The sequence below is a fragment of the Terrisporobacter othiniensis genome, from assembly GCF_000808015.1.
Taxonomy (GTDB): domain Bacteria; phylum Bacillota; class Clostridia; order Peptostreptococcales; family Peptostreptococcaceae; genus Terrisporobacter; species Terrisporobacter muris.
The window spans coordinates 84,562-103,428 of sequence record NZ_JWHR01000109.1 but is presented as its reverse complement, the minus strand read 5'-3'; the positions used below and the strand labels follow the sequence as shown (position 1 = coordinate 103,428).

Below are 18,867 nucleotides of genomic sequence, written 5' to 3'. Positions count from 1 at the left end.
GTGAGATTTTGATTAATAATATAAAACCGTTTTATGTTTATGAAGAAAATAATTGTTTATTTATAAAAAATATTAATGAAAAAATAGATAAAATTGCAAATAACATTATTTCTTATTGTGCAAACTTCGATGATAATAACTTTATTCATATTTGCTCTATTGATACAAAAGGTAAGCTAATTCACTATATGTACAAAGATGGTAAAGTCAGACGGAGACCTCTTTGCAAGGCATCTAACAATATAAATAACATAAAAAATATGAGACTTTTCATTATTCAAAATTATTTAAATGTCTTTTTAGTAGAAGAATCTTCTATTAAAGATAGTTGCTATAGAGTTTCTCATTATAATTTTAGCCCTAGCAATTATCATATCAATAAATACCATATTAATAATATCAAAAAAAATAATGAATGTATTTATAGATTAAACATTGATAATATGAGTAATATGATTTTTACTTATGATGCTGTTGAAAATAATAATAGGTCTGTCGTTAATACTAATACTTTAGTTTTTAATCATAGTAATAAAAAATGGATGCCAACTAATAGTTTACTTAGAAACTCCACATCCTTTTCTGACTTTAGGTCTACTTCAACTATTAAAGATGATATTTTTGAATATTGTTATAGTATCATTTATAAAAGTTAATATATTAAGAATTATATTTTTTATTTAAAAATCAAACGAACTATAATTTACTTACAATTAAAAGAGGACTATCATTATGTGATAGTCCTCTTTGTTAGTAGAATAAAGATATTTGGTTAATCCTCTATCTAATCATTTGTTATATATTTTAATTCTCTAAATTATTCACCACAACCTGGAAATTTACAAACATTTGCAAAAGTATCTACTACTCTTGGGCTAAAGCTTGTTTCAGCTAAAACTACTAGTTGATCTCCTAGTAAAGCACTAACTGTTTCTTCAACACATAGTATTAAGTCTATTCCACTTGGTATTGTAAACTCGAAACAATCGAAGTCAAAATCACAATCATTTCTACAATCACAGTCACAATCACAGTCATGATTTCTATCACAGTCAAAGCAATCTTCTGCAGAAATAAATGCATTAGATATACAGTCAACTGTTAACTTAGTTAAATAATCTTGTCTTAATGTTATTGATCTACCACTAGATGGAACACATATATTAGAAGCTAGTGTGTTAAAATTAAATTCAACAGAATCTACTCTACATAATTGTCCATTACCTCTTTTTACTGCTGGGAATGCAAGAGCAACTATTTTAGTACATCCACAATGTCCTCTTATTTCTAGAACTAAATCCTCTACTCTTACAGTTAATCCTCTTTCTCTAAATAATACATTTTGTCCTCTATTTTGTGCACAACAAGTAGCGTTTCTTCTTGGGCATACTATAGATTCAAATACTGTATCACAAGGTGAATTATTTTCAACTGGAGTTACTATAAAGTCATCTACAGTTATATCTCCAGGAATTATCTCAAGCTCTTCAAAATTCATACAAACTTCGTCAACTACAACTTTTGCTGATCCTCTAGATGGTACATTACCTCTTACATCTATAACTTCAAATTCAAAGAATAAAGTTTGTCCATTAGGTCCCTTAGCATCTGTAAATGCTCTAAATTGTATTGAGTCAAATATTCTATTTGTTTCTATAGCTACTGGAGACGCGTTTCTTGTTGAAAAAGTTGGTCTTATTCCATTACAGCATTCTTCTCTACATGGATTTACTGAACATTCTTCAGATACAGCTTCACATTCTTTACATTCTTCATGTTTTTTACATTCACAATGACATTCACACTCACACTCATGCTTTTCATGCTTTTCATTGCATTTATTTTTGTGTGATTCCATATCATTGTTGCACTTACATCCTCTGTCAAGTTCATCTACTTCTACTGCTACTACTGATTCTACTTCTTCCCTTTCAGGACAATTGCTCATTGTAGACATTTGTTTATTATTCATTCTTCTTTTATTCTTTTTTAAATCTTGCATTTTTTATTATCCTCCCTTATTGATATTGATAAAAATGTCCTGGCTTTGTAAGCCTAATAAATAATATGCGTTTGGATGAATAAGTGTTACATAACTACACATATACATAAAAAAATAGAATATAAGTTTTTTTTGTAAATATATTATAATATGGATATTTTTAGGAGGTTAAAAATGAGCTTTATAAATGAATGCTATGCTATAATTAGAAGAAGCACTAAGGATATGTTTTATATATCCCTTAATAATGACGGACTTTATTACAACTATTATGATACAAACAACAATTTGGTTCATAGAAATAAATTAATAAGTGATGTTGATATAAATTTTACCAAATATTCCTTTTCCATTGATAAAGATGATAATGTTTACTGTATTTACTGCGATAAATCTCTACAAATATTAGAATGTAAAAATAACTCTAAAATCTTTACCCAAAAAGAATCTATAACTTATAATTTCAAAAAATTTGGATTAGCCTTCCCTTATGTAAAATATATACATAATAACGCTCATATTTTTTATTATGTATTTAATAATAGCTCTACTAATACGTGTGCTCTTTTCCATCACTATAAAAACAATGATTATTGGATAGAAAATAAGATTGACTTTATTAACCATTTAGTATTAGATAGTTTTACTGTTCTATGGAATGAATCCGTACCAACTATATTTTATTTCAAATTAGTAAATGGTTGTGAAGAAATCTTTGCATCAAGATTTAACTCAGGTACTTTTTGTTGGAGTGACCCTATACAAATTACAAGCTCTGGTAAAAATAAAATCTATTTAGACATTATTAGAGACAGTATGAATTTTTATCATTTATGTTTTTGTGAATATATAAAAAATGGATATGTTGTAAGACACATAAGTGGATACCTTAATGAAAATAAGTTTAATATTGATACCTCTTCATATTTAAGCGAGCCTTCCACTTGTATGTATCCTTCCTTAGTTAAAACAGATAGCATTATTTCTGTATCTTGGGTAAACTTTAACAAGTTATTTACTTCTAGTTCCGATAACTTAGGTAAAACCTGGTCTCAATCTACTATAGATGAATCTTCTACAGAAGATGATTTTATTAGATCTGCATTTTATTCTAATTATGAAAAAGATTCGAAATATAATGTGAGTCATGTTTTTTCAACTCTCAATGATGTGGGTATTTTGGGAATTTAGCATCTAAAATTAAAAATTTGCAAAATAAAAATGTTGCTAAAAATAGCAACATTTTTTTATTCCCAAGGCACCGTTGGCCCCATAAATTCAGACCCGAGAATCTCCCAGGTGGGTGACCTGCTCGCAAATTTAAATTCCTTTATATAAATATAATGGCATCTTACTATTGCAAGACCCGATCTCCCGTATAGTGCATGTCGGTTGAATTTAAAGGATACCTGTCGCATGTCTCAGGAGTTTTTTCTTAATTTATATTTATTATAATACAAAAGTTAAAATAATTAAAGTAGTTTATTCTGTAAAAATTTTTAAATTTAAGATATTTTTACAATATTTTGTAATTCAACTTATGTAAGTAATCAAATCTTCTTCTACAATCCTGTATTTCATCAAATTTCTTTTTTTCTTTTGTTTTTATTTCTTCTTGATTTACTTTTACTATATTTTTTATTATTTGTCATTGCTTTGTTTACTTCCAAATATTCATCATAATCATCCACTGTATTTTCTTCTTCTATATCCTCTTCATCTACTTCAACACATTCATACTCTTTATCTTCACTTTCGTCTTCATCATCACCATCTAGACTTCTTAGCAAACTTCCTAATAATTTCAAGTTATTGATACTACCTAAGTTATTAATATCAGCAAGAGAACTTAAACTAAATCCTCCACCTTCTTCTCCATCTGGTAAAAATAATTCAGCAAATAAATCTATCATTTTTTTCATTTCAAGAGCCTTTTCCACAGACTGCTTTTTCTTTTCTGGAAAAACTTCTATTATTTCTTTTATCATCATATTTTTTTTATCTTCTTCATCCATACTTCTAAAAAATTCACTTTCATCTTCTTCGCTCAATATATTAATGTCATTTAATTTTTTTATTCCTTTTACTAAATCGAGAACACTCTCTAACTTTATAAGTATACTTCTTTCCTCTTTATTCATATACTTCTTCGTTTTTGTTATTATTTCCATTCCTCTATCTAAGTCTTCCTCGCTTAAATCCATTAAGTTGATACCTTTATTAACATCCGTCATATCAAACTTCAAAATATTTTTGATAGGATCATTCTTTTTCTCTCTAGTAGTATCTTTGCTTCGAGTCTTCTTTTTTATCTTTTTAATTTTTCTTACTTTTGGACCACTTCTCTGATTCTGACTACTTTTAGGACTTGGTTCAATAACTTCCATCTTTGTTGACTCCTCTGCAGACTTATTTGATTTATTTTTATTATCAAATAATGATACATTACCATTACTCAATACCATCATTGCAAGTATTAACAGTAAATTGTTCACACAAGTCACCCCTTAATATTACTACTCCTTCTTAATAAAATATGAATCCTAAACTATATGTGTTACATTTTAATCTACTAGTGAATATATATTTTTTATAAGGATTTATTTATCTTAACTAATTGAATTACCTTATTTACAAATTACTTCTATATATTAATACTATGAGAAAAATTCCATAGATATTATAGAAACTAATTTTTTTCTTTGAAAGTTGATATACTAAATCTTATATATAATATTTTATTATGGAGGTAGTATCTATGCCTGGTACTTATGCACATTATGCTTTTGGAAAAAAAGTTTTAGAGCAAGTTGATGATGAGGTTTCTAAAATTATTTCAAAAAATATTGATTTATTTTTCATAGGCCTCCATGGACCAGATATTTTCTTTTATTACAAACCAATACTATATCATAATCCAACAAATAAATTAGGACATAGTATTCACTATGAAAAAGCAAATATATTTTTTGAAAAATCGATAAATATAATAAAAAAATCAAATGATAAAGAAAAATCATTAGCTTATGCATTTGGTTTTTTATGTCATTTTATGCTAGACAGTGAATGTCATCCTTATATCAATAAAACAACTAAATATGAGAATTTATCTCATACTGAAATTGAATCTGAGTTTGATAAGTTATTAATAAACAAAGAAGGAAAAAATCCTTTTTCTGTAGATTTAACCACTCATATTAATGCAGATAGTACTTTAGCTGAAGTTATATCACCATTTTTTGATACAGATACCTCAAAAATTACTAGAGCTCTTAAATCTATGAAATTTTACAACTCTATTTTCAATACCCCAAATAAAATAAGTAGGTTTATTATTTTTTCTGGGCTTAAAATTTCAGCTCTTTATAATAAATTACACGGAATATTTTTTAATTTAGATGAGAATCCAAGATGCAAAAACATATGCTTAAATATTGAAAATTTATATGATTGTTCTATTAATAAAGCAGCTAATATACTTGAAGATTTTTATACTTCTATCAAAAATAACTCTCCTTTACCACAAAGACTAAATAGAAATTTTGAGTAAATATGAAAATTTACACCTTCCTCTACATGATATTATTTCTATTGTATATCATAGATAATCTGACATAAAGAAGGTGTTTTTTATTACTATAGAACAAGTTAAGTATTTTTTATCACTAAATAAATATAAAAGTTTTTCTTTAGCATAATAAGAATTATGTATATCTCAATCTTCTTTATCTAAGCAAATAAAAGCATGGGAAAACGAATTAAATATTTTACTATTTAATAGAACTACTCGTAGCATTAGCTTAGTACTTTTTATTTATAAAAATTTTCATACTCATATACTATATTTTGATGGCTTCATTTTCAATTCAAAGAAATAAATCATTTATTCCCTCAGAGAATAAATAGTTTATATTCATTTTTATATTTTACAATTATTTCTTGATTTTTTTATTTTTTCATATATAATTAAGTTAACTTAATCGCTCTTACGAGTTAACCTAATTATATATTATTAAGGAGGATTATTATGAAACTTTCAACTAAAGAACTTATATTATGTTCTATTTTTGCTGCTATAGTTGCAATTTTGTCGCAAATTTCAATACCATTACCATTTACAACCGTTCCACTTACTATGCAAATTTTAGCTGTAGCTGTAACAGGATTAATACTTGGTTCTAAATTAAGTACTATTTCTGTTTTAATTTATTTATTATTAGGATGCATTGGTATTCCTGTATTTGCTCAATTTTCAGGAGGAGTTGGTATTTTGTTCGGTCCAACGGGAGGATATTTACTAGGACTTCCTTTAATGGTTTATATAATAGGTCTTGCTAAAGATAAATCTTCATCTACTATAATAATTTTCTTATCACTAATAGCAGGATTAATTATCGTATACATAACAGGAACATTAATGTTTGCATTAATAACAGGAAATACAATTCATCAAAGTATTTTATATTGTGTCGCTCCTTTTGTATTGGTAGATTTTATAAAATTAATACTAGCTTACATAGTGGGCTCAACTGTTTCAAAAAGAGTGTCGTCTACTCTTATTTATAATGAAAACTAATTAATTATTTCACCGACATATTACTTATTCAAATAGAATTTTTTTATTACTTATTAATATATTTATATTAAGGATTTATTTTAGAAAGATTTTAGAAGTTTAACACTATTAAAATTCTTATGCATATATTAAATAATAGATTAATCAATATTTAGTTAAATATGAACTATTTAAACATATAAATTACAAATTCTATAATGTAAAAATAGTAATATGAAAGGAGTTTGCTATGAAAAAAGTAGATCCAAAAACCCTTGAAAAGTTTGCAAAAGAAAAAAATATTGATAAAAACAAAGTTGAAAAAATAGCAGATGGTTATAAAGGAAAATCAGAAGATGAACTTATCGATGAACTTGTTAAAATCGGTAAAAATTTAAAAGGAAAAGATGAAGTAGTATCTAAATTCAAAACCTTCTTAGATCCAGCACAACAACAAAAACTTGATAGTATAATGAATAAAATAACTGATGCAGAGGTACAAGAAAAGGTTAAGAAAAATGCTAAAAAAACTAAGTCTATAAATAAAAATAATAAGACTCAAATTGAAGAAAGCACACCTACTACTAAGAAAAAAGTTAAAAAAGTTAAGAAGGTCAAAAAAACACCGAAAAATCAATAGTAATTCAAATAAAATAGGCTTATATCAATTATATTTTAATTGATATAAGTCTATTTTTATCATACATTATTCAGCTTGTTTATTAGTCACATCTTCAATATTAACTATCCCGCTTTCATAAGTTACTTTTATTTTTATAGAATTTACCTTATCATTATAAGCTTCTTTTGGTATATTAGCTTCATAATATTTACTTTCATCCATAACCTCATCATTTTCATCATACATAGATTCTTCTTTATATTCACATTTATAAGTTTTCTCTTTATTATTATTAACTATTATTTCAATAGTTTTTATTTTATTTTCATCAGATGTTTGCTCTAGCTCATCTTCCACATAAGGATAAGCATTAAGATATATCCCATCATCATTATAACTCCAGCTAACATCAGGTGATGCTGGCATAAACATATATTTTGCCAACTCTTCTACATCACTACTTTCCGTTTTATCACCTTTGATTACAATTTTATATTCATAGTCATTGTCATATAATAAAGTGAACTCTCCCGCATAAGATAACTCTTTATCCTTTTTCAACTCTAACTCTTTCCATTCATTAGAGTTTACAGCTTTATACATAAATAGAACATTTGAATTTCCTTTTAGTTCACTGAGCTCTACTCTAGCTGTTAAATCATATCCCTTATCAGTATTCTTATTCAGTTTAAAACTTATATCCTTAGTCAAATAAGATTTTCCCAATTCTTCATGTATTATGGATTGAATTTGACTGCTTAGCTCATCACTTAAAGAACCTATATCCCCTTGTAAAGATGCATTCGTATTTTTTATATTTTCTAATTCTTCTTTTATAGTATTTAAACTATATGTTTGATAAATAAGCATTCCAGAAAGTATTATTAAAACCCCAGGTATTATATATTTTTTCATTCAATTCTCCCAATCTACTTAAAGTTAATTTTAATATAATTATATACATAACATTAAAATTATACCAAGTTACATAGTTGTAACTATAATCTCTTAATACGAAAGAAGATACTATGAATTATCATAGTATCTTAAAGAATTAATTATTTATCTCTTATAATTTTCCTACTAAGTCTAAGCTTGGTACTAAAGTTTCAGCTCCTGGAGTCCATTTAGCTGGACAAACTTGATCTCCATGTTCTGCTACGAATTGTGCAGCTTGAACTTTTCTTAATAATTCTTCTGCATTTCTTCCTATCCCTAAATCATGTACTTCGTAAGCTTTGATTTCACCTTCTGGATTTATTATGAATGTTCCTCTTAAAGCCATTCCATCTTCTTCTATCATAACATCGAAATCTCTAGTTAATTTTCCAGTTGGATCTGCTAACATTGGGTATTGTATTTTTCCTATAGTTTCTGATGCATCTGCCCAAGCTTTGTGAACAAAGTGGCTATCTGTTGATACTGAGTAAACTTCGCATCCTATTTCTTGGAATTTAGCATAGTTATCAGCTAAATCCCCTAATTCAGTTGGGCAAACAAATGTAAAGTCTGCTGGGTAAAATACGAACACTGACCAATGACCTTTTACATCTTCAAGTGTTACTTCTTTGAAATCTCCGTTTTGATATGCTTGAACTTTAAATTCTGATACCTTTTTATTTATTAATGACATAATTTTTTCTCCTTTATTTAACCTTATTTTATTTTTTTAAATTTAGTAATGATTACTATTTTCATCATCTTGATATTATATATTCCCAGTAAAATTCACTTTAAACATATTTTTTAATTTTTTTATAGTTTTTAGATTAAACTTATTTGCTTATTAAATCTAATATTTCATTTATTTTTTTAGCTCCAAAATGAATCTTATCATCATTAACAATTATGGCTGGGACACTCATTATTCTGTACTTACGCTTTATATCTTCGAATAATGATAACTCTACCATCTCTGCCTCTATGTTTTCATTTTCCATTGCAAGTCTTTGTGATGCTACAACCACATCTGGGCATAAAGTACAAGATAAAGATACAACTACTTTTATATTAGTTTTTTTATCAAATGCTTTTATTTCCTTTAGTAAAGATTGATCAATCGCTTGACCTGGACCTGCTAAGTTATATATTGCTAGTATAAATGAATTTAGCTCGTGACCACCTGGTACCCCATGGAATTTTACTCCACTGTAATTTTTGTTTTCATCTAATAAAGCAACTACTGGTAACTTATCTGCATTTATTTTTGCTTCCATTTCTGGATTTTCTGATTTTTTATAGATTTCTACTTTTAATTTTTCACCTAAAGAAGCCATATCTAATATTAAATCCATAAATTCTATAGATTTTTCCATAGTTTCATCCACAATAGATACTAAAGTAACTTCTTTTTCCATCATTGCTAAAATAGATTTTATTTGATTTCTTAAAACATCATTTAAAAGTTTACTTTTTCTATTTTTATCATTTATATTTAATAATTCTACTGGTTTTTCTTCTATTACTTTTTCTTCTATTACTTTTTCTTCAACTTTATTTTCTACTACTATTTCTTCTTCATCTTCTATACCAAGTCTGTGTTTTTGTTCTTCCACATATTTTTCTGCAACAGTAGCTGCTATAGCTCCATCAGCCACAGCTGTAACTACTTGTCTTAATAGTTTTGGGCGTAAATCTCCTGCTGCATATACTCCTGGCAAATTAGTTTCCATTACTTCATTCGTTACTATATATCCTTGTTCGTCTAGTTGAACTTTTCCTTTTAACAATTCTGTTTGAGGTTTATAACCTATAAATACAAATAATCCGAAAGTTCCATCTTCTTTACTTGCTTTGTACTCAAAAATTTCTCCAGTTTTATTATTTTTAAATTTAGCAAACTGTAGAACACCTTCTCCTCCTACTTCTTCAAGTTCTGTATTAAATAATACTTCTATTTTGGCATGAGCCTTAACCTTATCTGCTATAGTTTTTGCACAACCAAATTCACTTTTTCTTACGACAACCCTTACTTTTTTAGCAAATTTAGTTAAAAATAAAGCTTCTTCCGCTGCTGCATATCCGCCTCCAATAACAAATACATCCAATCCCTGGAAGAACTCTCCATCACAAGTTGCACAATAAGCAACTCCTCTTCCAGTAAATTCTTCTTCACCTTTAAATCCTAATTTTCTTGGTGATGCTCCTGTTGCAAATATTATTGCTCTACCTTGTATTTCTTCTTTTTTAGTTTTGATCACTTTTATATCTGATTCTAAATTTAAATCTAAAACTTCATCTTCTTTAAAATTAACATTAAAAGATAAAGCTTGTTGCCTTAATGTATCCATATAATCAATTCCAGTAGTTTGTAAGATACCAGGATAATTAACCATTTCATGAGTAGTTTTTATTTGCCCACCCATATTTTCTTTTTCTATAACTAAAGTCTTAAGTTTAGCTCTTCCTGCGTAAATTCCAGCAGATATACCAGCTGGACCGCCTCCAATTATTATTAAATCATATATCATAAATTTTCATTTCCTCCTATAAGAATTAATTTCTATTTTTATAACAATTTTAGTAATGATTACTATTTTCAATCATATTACATATATTCCCCTATATTGTTAATTTAAACATCTTTTTAAATTCTCTTTATTTTAATGATAAATGGGTATTGTTAATATATAAGATAATAGATTTGTTTTATTTACTTTATATAAATAAAAACATTTGACAAATTTAAACAAAAAATATAAAGTGTTGATAATAGTAATTAGTACTATTCATTTCGACAACAGGAGGATTTGTATGAAGAACTTAAATGAAAAAATTGCTTTAGTAACTTCAGCTACTAGAGGAATCGGATTAGCAACAGCTGTAAAACTAGCAAAAGAAGGTGCTACTGTTTATATGGGTGTTAGAAGATTAGAAGCAACTCAAGAAATTTGTGATAAATATGCTGAAGAAGGTTTAGTTATGAAACCAGTATTCTTCGATGCATACAAAATAGATAGTTATAAAACTATGGTGGAAGAAGTAATAGATAAAGAAGGTAAATTAGATATATTAGTTAATAACTTTGGTACAGGAAGGCCTGACAAAGATCTTGATTTAATCAATAGTGATGAAAACACTTTCTTTGAACTTTTAGAAAGTAATATAGGAAGTGTTTATCGTATATCTAAACTTGTAATTCCTCACATGATAAAAAATGGAGGTGGAAGTATAATCAATATATCTTCTATTGGAGGAACTGTTCCAGATATATCAAGAATTGGGTATGGTGTGTCTAAATCCGGAGTTAATAATATAACTCAGCAAATCGCTATGCAGTATGCAAAAAATAATATAAGATGTAATGCTGTATTACCAGGTATGACTGCAACAGAAGCGGTTTCTAAAAATATGCCTGAAGAATTCCAAAAATCATTTTTATCTCACATACCATTAAATAGAATGGGTACACCAGAAGATATAGCAAATGCAGTATCATTCTTTGCTAGTGAAGAATCATCTTATATTACAGGTTGCATAATGGAAGTATCTGGCGGATATCATTTAGGTACTCCTCAATACGCTGATTTTGTTGGACGTAAAGCTGTAGAAGACAAATAGAATATTTTAATATATAATAAGTTTTTTTTAAACTAGTTTTGGGTAATAATAATTATTATTATATAAAGCGGGAGGTGTAAAATGAAATTTTCTAAACAAAGAGAAATTATACTTAACGAAGTCATGAATAGTCATCTTCATCCTACTGCTGATAGCATTTATACTAGTCTAAAAAAAGATAACCCTGGATTAAGTTTGGGTACTGTATATAGAAACTTATCTCAGTTAACAGAAAATGGATATATTTCTAAGTTAAGTATTCCTAACCAATCAGATAGATATGATAAAAACATAAAACCTCATGCTCATTTAATTTGTGAAAGATGCAATAATATTTACGATATAGAGTCAGAAACTATAAGTAAGTTTATTAATGATTTATCTAATGAGCAAAACTTATCTATTTTAAATTATGATATAGTTTTACAAGGTATTTGCAAAAATTGTAAAGAAGATTAACCTAAAAACCCATCCTTAAATAAGGATGGGTTTTCTGTATTATTCTATTGAACTGTGTATTTTATTTAATATTTTATCTCTTATTTTTTTGCCTTCTTCTAACATTTCTGAGCAGCTATCAGCATATTTTTTAGCAAGTTCTTTATTTTCTAAGCTCATAAGATTAACCTTTACGTTTAATATAGCTCCTTCTAGTCCTGTACAAAGCATTAATGTTCCAACACCTATATCTGTAATTGCATTTTGGTTACCATTGTCTACTAAAAATTCTAGCTCTTTCATTGCTTCTAGTGACAATGCAGCCGTTTTATATGGAACTTTTATAGAATACAATGTTGCATCAGCCATAGCTTGTTGTCTTTCTGTTATTTGTTTAAAAGTATCTTTTGGCATTTTTAAAGCTTTCATAAATTCATTGAAAGATTTTGTATCTTCATCAACAAGTTTACTTAACTCTTCTCTTATTTGACCAAGTTTATCAAACTTAACTTCAAATTCTTCTTTAATTTTCTCATCTAAGGCTTCATACTTCTTTTTCCCAAAGCTTAAATGAGCCATCATTCTAGATAGTCCTACACCTATATCAGAAGCAAGGGCTGCTACTGAGCCACCCCCAGGTGCTGGCGAATTAGAATCTACCTCTTTTGCAAAGTCAGTTACTGTCATATTAATTAATTTCATATATATCCCCCTGCATACATATTTTTAATAAATTACATGCTTGTTTTTAACCACAAGTCTCCCTTCTTTATAAACCCTGTCAATATGATTTATTCCAAAGTGATACATTAAATATTCCACATTTGGTGCATCAAAAATAGCAATATCAGCCTTTTTGCCAACCTCAATAGAACCTATTTCTGTAGATCTATCTACACAATGAGCTGCATTTATTGTTACTGCTGTTAGTACCTCATTTGGAGTCATTTTTAAGTTTAAACACCCAAGCTGCATTACAAATTGCAAGTTTTCACTTGGACAACTTCCTGGATTGTAATCACTAGATAAACTTATTGGAACATTTAAATCTATCATTTTTCTACCATTGGCAGAAGGTTTATTCAGGTTAAATGATGTTCCTGGAAGAATATTTGCTATTACACCCTTCTCTGCCATATCTCTCAGACCTTCGTCACTGGCAGCCATTAGGTGGTCAGCTGAAATACAACCAAGTTTTGCAGCAAGTTCTGCTCCACCTATAGGTACTATTTCATCAGCATGAATCTTTAATTTGTAACCCATTTCTTTTGCTTTGCTAAGTATGTAGTCACTTTCTTCCACTGAAAATACTCCTTCTTCACAAAATACATCACAAAATTCAGCTAGGTCCAATTCTTTCACCTTAGGCATAATTTCTTCCACTAATAGTTTAATATATGCTTCATTGTTTGACTTATATTCCACTGGTACAGCATGTGCTCCCAAAAATGTATGTACTAAATCAACTGGATGATCTTTATCCAATTTATGAGCTACTTCCAGTTGTTTAACTTCTATTTCCAATTCCAAGCCATATCCACTTTTTTCTTCCACAGTAGTTACACCAAACTCTAGCATTCTATCTAGACTCTTCTTAGCTTTATTATATAATTCATCAAAGGTAGAATTCTTTGTAGCATTTACTGTACTTAAAATACCTCCACCTTCTTGTAATATTTGAATATAAGGTACTCCATTTAATTTTTTTGAAAATTCATTTTCTCTAGAACCTCCATGAACTAAATGAGTGTGAGAATCAACAAGTCCTGGAGTTACAAGCATTCCACTTGCATCATCTATTATAGTATTTTCTCCAACTAATTCCTTATAATCTTCACCAGTACCCACTTGAAAAATCTTACCTTCTACAACTGCAATATAAGCATTTTCCAAAATAGTTAACTCATTCATTTGCTTACCTATCCTAGGTAGAAATGAACCTTCCATGGTAACTAATTTGCCTATGTTTTTTATAATTAAATCCATTTTCATTTTATTCTACTCCATTAAACTAGATTCTAGTACTTTATCTAAAGAGAAATTTTCCAAACCTAAATAATAAGCTGCTGTATCTACTAAAGCCTCCATTGGGCAAAGTCCTACTACTTCACTTCCTGTTACATTAACTCCATATCTTCTTGCTTCCATTTTTACTGCTTCAAAAGCTCTATACATAGCAGTTTTGCTATAATCAGTTAAGTTCATAGTAACTTGTGTTATATTTCTTTCTGGTACTTCCACCGGTCCTGCTTTTATATATCTGTATCCACCACTAGAATGTCTTATAGTTTTTGCAATCTTACTAGCTATTTCTATATTTGGTGTATCTAAATTTATGTTGTAAGCTATAAGAGGTTTTCTCGCTCCTATTGCTATAGCACCAGCTGTTGGATGTTTTTTAGCTTTTCCAAAATCAGGTGCCCAGTTTTCATCTTCAAACTTATTATCTAAACCTTCATATTCACCTTTTCTAACAGTAGCAAGATTTTCTCTCTCTGGTTTGCTGGCAGCTGCTTCATATAAAAATACTGGTATTTCATACTTATCTGCTACCATTTCCCCAAGTTCTTTGGCTATCTTAACTGAGTCTTCCATAGTCATATCTTTTATTGGTATAAATGGACAAACATCACAAGCTCCAAATCTAGAATGTTGACCTTTGTGAACATTCATATCTATTACTTCTTTTGCTACACCTATTGCTTCAAAAACTGCATTTTTAACTGCCTCAGGTTCTCCAATTACAGTAACAACAACTCTGTTGTAATCTTTATCAGCTTCATAATTAAGTAATTTTACTCCTTCTTTTCCTCTTAAAGGACTAACTATCTTTTCTATTTTTTCTAAGTCCTTACCTTCACTAAAATTTGGTACGCATTGTACTATTGCCATGTTTTATCCCCCTTAATTTATGTTAATTAATTTTGTTAATAAACTATTCAAATATCTTATCTCCAACTAAATCATCTATCATTTCATCATCTGCTATAAATGGAAGTGTTAAATGATCTTTTCCTTCACACATTTTGTTGTATTCCATAACTGTAGTTATAGAGTTTTCATTTCTAGCCCAAGCACGTCTAGCAACACCACTCATAACATCCCAAGGCATAGAAGTTCTTAGTATATCATCAACTCTCTGAGATCCATCAAGAACCATACCAAATCCACCATTTATAGATTTACCGATACCTACTCCCCCACCATTGTGAAGAGCAACTAAACTCATTCCTCTTGCACAGTTTCCTGCAAAGCAATGAGTAGCCATATCAGCCATTATATTACTTCCATCTTTTATATTAGAAGTTTCTCTAAATGGAGAGTCTGTTCCTGATACGTCATGATGATCTCTACCCATCATAACTGGTCCTATTTCTCCACGTCTTACCATATCATTAAATTTAAGAGCTATATTAGTTCTTCCCATAGCATCTTGATATAATATTCTTGCTTGAGTTCCTACAACTAAATTATTTTTAACTGCATCTCTTATCCATATCCAGTTATCTCTATCTTGATATCTTCTTTCTGGATCTATACAACTCATAGCAGCTTCATCAGTTTTCACTAAATCTTCATGCTTACCACTTAAGCAAACCCATCTAAATGGACCATATCCATAGTCAAATAACTGAGGACCTAATATATCTTCAACATAAGATGGGAATATAAATCCATCTTTTTCATCTACACCATTTTTAGAAATTTCTTTGCATCCAGCATCATAAACTGCCTTCATAAAACTGTTACCATAATCAAAGAAGTAAACTCCTCTATCATGTAAAGTCTTAATTAGTTCAAAGTGTTTTCTTAAAGTTTTGTCTACTAAATGAGCAAACTTTTCTGGATCATGAGCTAATAATTCTGTTCTTTCTTCAAAAGTAATTCCAACTGGACAGTACCCTCCATCATAAACTGCATGACAAGAAGTTTGATCTGATAATAAATCTATATGAATATTTTCATCTACTGCATATTCAAGTAAATCAACTATATTACCATGGAAAGCTATAGCACAAGGTTCTTTTGCATCCATTTTTTCCTTAGCAAGTTTGAATGCATCTTCTGGAGAATTACTTACTTCACTTACCCATCCTTGATCAAATCTAGTTTTTATTCTAGAAATATCAACTTCTGCAACTATTCCTACACCTCCTGCTATTTCAACAGCCTTACCTTGAGCACCACTCATTCCTCCAAGTCCCGAAGTAACAAATAGCCTTCCAGCTAAGTCTTCGTCTTGAGGTATTCCAAGTTTTAATCTTCCTGCATTTAATATAGTTGAATATGTACCATGGACTATGCCTTGTGGTCCTATATACATCCATCCTCCAGCAGTCATTTGACCATAGTTTGCAACACCTATTGCACTTGCTCTTTTCCAGTCATCTAAATTATCAAACATACCTATCATAAGTGAATTTGTAAGTATAACCCTAGGTGCATCTGGTTTAGATTTAAAAAGTCCTACAGGATGACCTGATTGTATTACTAAAGTCTGGTCTTCAGTTAAAGCTTCCAAGTATTTCTTTACAAGTTGATATTGCATCCAGTTTTGGAACACTTGACCTGTTTCACCATAAGTAACAAGTTCATAAGGATAAAGCGCTACATCAAAATCTAAGTTATTATCTATCATAACCTGAAATGCTTTTCCTTCTGTACATTTACCTACATACTCATCTATAGGCTTTCCGTAAAGCTTCCCTTCTGGTCTAAATCTATAACCATAAATTCTTCCATAAGTCATTAATTCTTCTAAAAACTCTGGTGCTAACTCTTCATGATATTCTTCTGGTATATATCTTAAAGCATTTTTTAATGCTAATTTTACATCTGCATTACTTAATTTTGAATCTCTTCTTGGAGCCCTTCTTATTCCCTTTTCAAATTTAGGTATTTCACTTGGAATGTCAGTTAATTTAATAGTCATAGCATTTTTAATATCTTCATTATTAAAATTTAAAACTTTTTCCATTTTGATTTCTCCTTTAAAAGTTTATTTTTATTCAGAATAAATTTATAAATCTAATATCGATTATAAATTTTCTGATAGCTGTCTTTTTGCTTCTATATCTTCAAATAATAATATTTCTTCTTCTAATGCATCCTCAACAGCTTCTACTAATAAGTTATCTTTTATTATATCTTCACAAATGTTTATATCTTTGTACATTATTCTATCTTTATCTATAAATGGAGTATGATCTCTAACTATGTTATAAGCAGCTTCTGTACCTACTCCTAACTTTTTCTTTCCTCTTAAATCTATTGCTTGGACACTAGTTAATATCTCCATAGCAATAACTTTTCTCACATTATCCATAATATCTCTAGCTTTTCTAGCTGCAATTGTTCCCATAGAAACATGATCTTCTTGGTTTGCAGAAGAAGGAATAGAGTCTACGCTTGCTGGATGAGCAAGTACTTTATTTTCTGAAACAAGTGATGCAGCAGAATATTGAACTATCATAAATCCAGAATTTAAACCACCATGATTAACTAAAAATGCAGGTAGTCCATGACTTAAAGCTGGATTTACCATCTTTTCTAGTCTTCTTTCAGCTATATTTGCCATTTCTGCTAAAGCAATTCCAAGGAAATCAAAACTTAATGCCATTGGTTGTCCATGGAAGTTACCACCTGAAATTATCTTTTGGTCTTCTCCTGGGAATATTATAGGGTTATCTGTAACTGAGTTCATTTCTATTTCTAATTTATTTTTTACATATTCTAAAGCATCTTTGCTAGCTCCATGAATTTGTGGTGAACATCTTAGAGAATATGCGTCTTGAGTTCTAAGTTCACCTTGTTTAGTAACCATTTCACTACCTTCAACCATTGTTAACACATTTTTTGCAGTATTAAATTGTCCTTTGTGAGGTCTTACTAAATTTACTCTCTCATCCATAGCGCAAGTTATACCATTTAATGCTTCCATTGTTAAGCATAGAGAGATGTCAGCTGTTTTCATTAAATTCATGGCATCATAAACAGTTATTGCACCAACTGCAGTCATACATTGAGTACCATTTATTAGTGCTAAACCTTCTTTCGCACCTAAATATTCAAGAGGTTTAATACCTGCTTCTTCCATAGCATCTTTAGATTCCATTCTTTTTCCTTTATAAGTTGCTTCTCCAAGACCTAACATAGTAAGTACCATATGAGATAATGGTGCCAAATCTCCTGATGAACCAAGGGACCCTTTTTCTGGAACTATAGGGTGAACACCTTTATTTAGCATTTCAGTTAATACTTCTAAAGTTTCACATCTTGCTCCTGAATACCCTTTAGATAACGCATTTGATCTAAGTAGCATCATAGCTCTTACAATTTCTTCACTTAGAGGATTACCAACACCACATGAATGAGACATAATTAAATTTTTTTGTAATTGTCTACACTCATCTTTTGATATTGCCACATCTGAAAATTTTCCAAATCCAGTAGTTATACCATAAGATATTTGACCAGCTTCAACTATGTCGTCAACTATTCCTCTAGAAATTTTTACTTTTTCTAGAGCATCTTTGCTTATTTCTACAGGAAAATTATGTCTAGCAACATTCACTAAATCATCTAACGTAAGGCTATTTCCATCAATTATTATTTTTTTCATATAAACCTCCCCAAAACTAATTTTTATTGTTTATACTACATATCAAAAATTGTTAAAAATTGTTAAAA

18 protein-coding genes and 1 other RNA gene are annotated in these 18,867 nt (G+C 29.0%); 8 read left to right on the top strand and 11 right to left on the bottom strand.

Annotated features, from left to right (window positions below):
• The first annotated feature begins 8 nt into the window (after positions 1–8).
• Complete coding sequence (locus tag QX51_RS12265; RefSeq protein WP_039680199.1) at positions 9–656, top strand: hypothetical protein; 648 nt, start codon at positions 9–11, stop codon at positions 654–656.
• Between the two features lie 161 nt (positions 657–817).
• Here the strand turns inward: QX51_RS12265 and QX51_RS12260 are convergent, their stop codons facing one another.
• On the bottom strand, positions 818–2,002 hold the full coding sequence (locus QX51_RS12260) for an exosporium morphogenetic protein CdeC (RefSeq protein ID WP_039680198.1): 1,185 nt from the start codon (positions 2,000–2,002) through the stop codon (positions 818–820).
• 174 nt (positions 2,003–2,176) lie between these two features.
• Here QX51_RS12260 and QX51_RS12255 point away from each other — a divergent pair, with 174 nt between their 5' ends.
• Complete coding sequence (locus tag QX51_RS12255; protein WP_039680197.1) at positions 2,177–3,193, top strand: hypothetical protein; 1,017 nt, start codon at positions 2,177–2,179, stop codon at positions 3,191–3,193.
• Positions 3,194–3,248: 55 nt separating this feature from the next.
• On the opposite strand, the gene ssrS is transcribed toward QX51_RS12255, so the two are convergent.
• Both ssrS and QX51_RS12250 read right to left on the bottom strand, forming a co-directional pair.
• A non-coding RNA gene (gene ssrS, locus QX51_RS20045) (6S RNA) lies at positions 3,249–3,433 on the bottom strand.
• Positions 3,434–3,582: 149 nt separating this feature from the next.
• Positions 3,583–4,497 (bottom strand): hypothetical protein, encoded by a 915-nt coding sequence (locus QX51_RS12250; protein ID WP_039680196.1) that lies wholly within the window; start codon positions 4,495–4,497, stop codon positions 3,583–3,585.
• Positions 4,498–4,760: 263 nt separating this feature from the next.
• Between QX51_RS12250 and QX51_RS12245 the strand changes: the two genes are divergently transcribed.
• The 4 genes from QX51_RS12245 (at position 4,761) to QX51_RS12235 (ending at position 7,197) form a co-directional block, all read left to right on the top strand.
• Positions 4,761–5,552, top strand: a complete 792-nt coding sequence (locus tag QX51_RS12245) for a zinc dependent phospholipase C family protein (protein WP_039680195.1) — start codon at positions 4,761–4,763, stop codon at positions 5,550–5,552.
• 160 nt (positions 5,553–5,712) lie between these two features.
• Positions 5,713–5,880: a helix-turn-helix domain-containing protein gene (locus QX51_RS21815; RefSeq protein ID WP_079768056.1), complete on the top strand. Its 168-nt coding sequence runs from the start codon at positions 5,713–5,715 to the stop codon at positions 5,878–5,880.
• A 149-nt stretch (positions 5,881–6,029) separates the two neighbouring features.
• On the top strand, positions 6,030–6,578 hold the full coding sequence (locus tag QX51_RS12240) for a biotin transporter BioY (RefSeq protein ID WP_039680194.1): 549 nt from the start codon (positions 6,030–6,032) through the stop codon (positions 6,576–6,578).
• Between the two features lie 229 nt (positions 6,579–6,807).
• Positions 6,808–7,197, top strand: coding sequence for a hypothetical protein (locus QX51_RS12235; RefSeq protein WP_039680193.1), 390 nt, complete (start codon positions 6,808–6,810; stop codon positions 7,195–7,197).
• A 66-nt stretch (positions 7,198–7,263) separates the two neighbouring features.
• Here QX51_RS12235 and QX51_RS12230 read toward each other — a convergent pair whose 3' ends face one another.
• The 3 genes from QX51_RS12230 to QX51_RS12220 all read right to left on the bottom strand — a co-directional run bounded on the left by QX51_RS12230 (position 7,264) and on the right by QX51_RS12220 (position 10,649).
• Entirely contained in the window at positions 7,264–8,094 is an 831-nt protein-coding gene (locus tag QX51_RS12230) for a hypothetical protein (RefSeq protein ID WP_039680192.1), read from the bottom strand.
• Between the two features lie 154 nt (positions 8,095–8,248).
• Entirely contained in the window at positions 8,249–8,812 is a 564-nt protein-coding gene (gene ahpC / locus QX51_RS12225) for an alkyl hydroperoxide reductase subunit C (protein ID WP_039680191.1), read from the bottom strand.
• 142 nt (positions 8,813–8,954) lie between these two features.
• On the bottom strand, positions 8,955–10,649 hold the full coding sequence (locus tag QX51_RS12220) for an FAD-dependent oxidoreductase (RefSeq protein WP_039680190.1): 1,695 nt from the start codon (positions 10,647–10,649) through the stop codon (positions 8,955–8,957).
• A 283-nt stretch (positions 10,650–10,932) separates the two neighbouring features.
• Between QX51_RS12220 and hdhA the strand changes: the two genes are divergently transcribed.
• Complete coding sequence (gene hdhA / locus QX51_RS12215; RefSeq protein WP_039680189.1) at positions 10,933–11,739, top strand: 7alpha-hydroxysteroid dehydrogenase; 807 nt, start codon at positions 10,933–10,935, stop codon at positions 11,737–11,739.
• An 81-nt stretch (positions 11,740–11,820) separates the two neighbouring features.
• On the top strand, positions 11,821–12,198 hold the full coding sequence (locus QX51_RS12210; protein WP_039680188.1) for a Fur family transcriptional regulator: 378 nt from the start codon (positions 11,821–11,823) through the stop codon (positions 12,196–12,198).
• 39 nt (positions 12,199–12,237) lie between these two features.
• On the opposite strand, the gene QX51_RS12205 is transcribed toward QX51_RS12210, so the two are convergent.
• Genes QX51_RS12205 through hutH form a run of 5 tightly spaced genes read right to left on the bottom strand, consistent with a single transcriptional unit; the run spans position 12,238 to position 18,799 of the window.
• Complete coding sequence (locus QX51_RS12205) at positions 12,238–12,879, bottom strand: cyclodeaminase/cyclohydrolase family protein (protein ID WP_039680187.1); 642 nt, start codon at positions 12,877–12,879, stop codon at positions 12,238–12,240.
• Positions 12,880–12,903: 24 nt separating this feature from the next.
• The gene (gene hutI / locus QX51_RS12200) at positions 12,904–14,169 is read right to left on the bottom strand and encodes an imidazolonepropionase (RefSeq protein ID WP_039680186.1); all 1,266 of its coding nucleotides are present in this window, start codon (positions 14,167–14,169) and stop codon (positions 12,904–12,906) included.
• A gap of 6 nt (positions 14,170–14,175) precedes the next feature.
• Complete coding sequence (gene ftcD, locus QX51_RS12195; protein WP_039680185.1) at positions 14,176–15,069, bottom strand: glutamate formimidoyltransferase; 894 nt, start codon at positions 15,067–15,069, stop codon at positions 14,176–14,178.
• A gap of 43 nt (positions 15,070–15,112) precedes the next feature.
• The gene (locus QX51_RS12190) at positions 15,113–17,155 is read right to left on the bottom strand and encodes a urocanate hydratase (protein WP_039680184.1); all 2,043 of its coding nucleotides are present in this window, start codon (positions 17,153–17,155) and stop codon (positions 15,113–15,115) included.
• Positions 17,156–17,215: 60 nt separating this feature from the next.
• Positions 17,216–18,799, bottom strand: coding sequence for a histidine ammonia-lyase (hutH, locus tag QX51_RS12185; protein WP_039680183.1), 1,584 nt, complete (start codon positions 18,797–18,799; stop codon positions 17,216–17,218).
• Positions 18,800–18,867 lie beyond the last annotated feature (68 nt).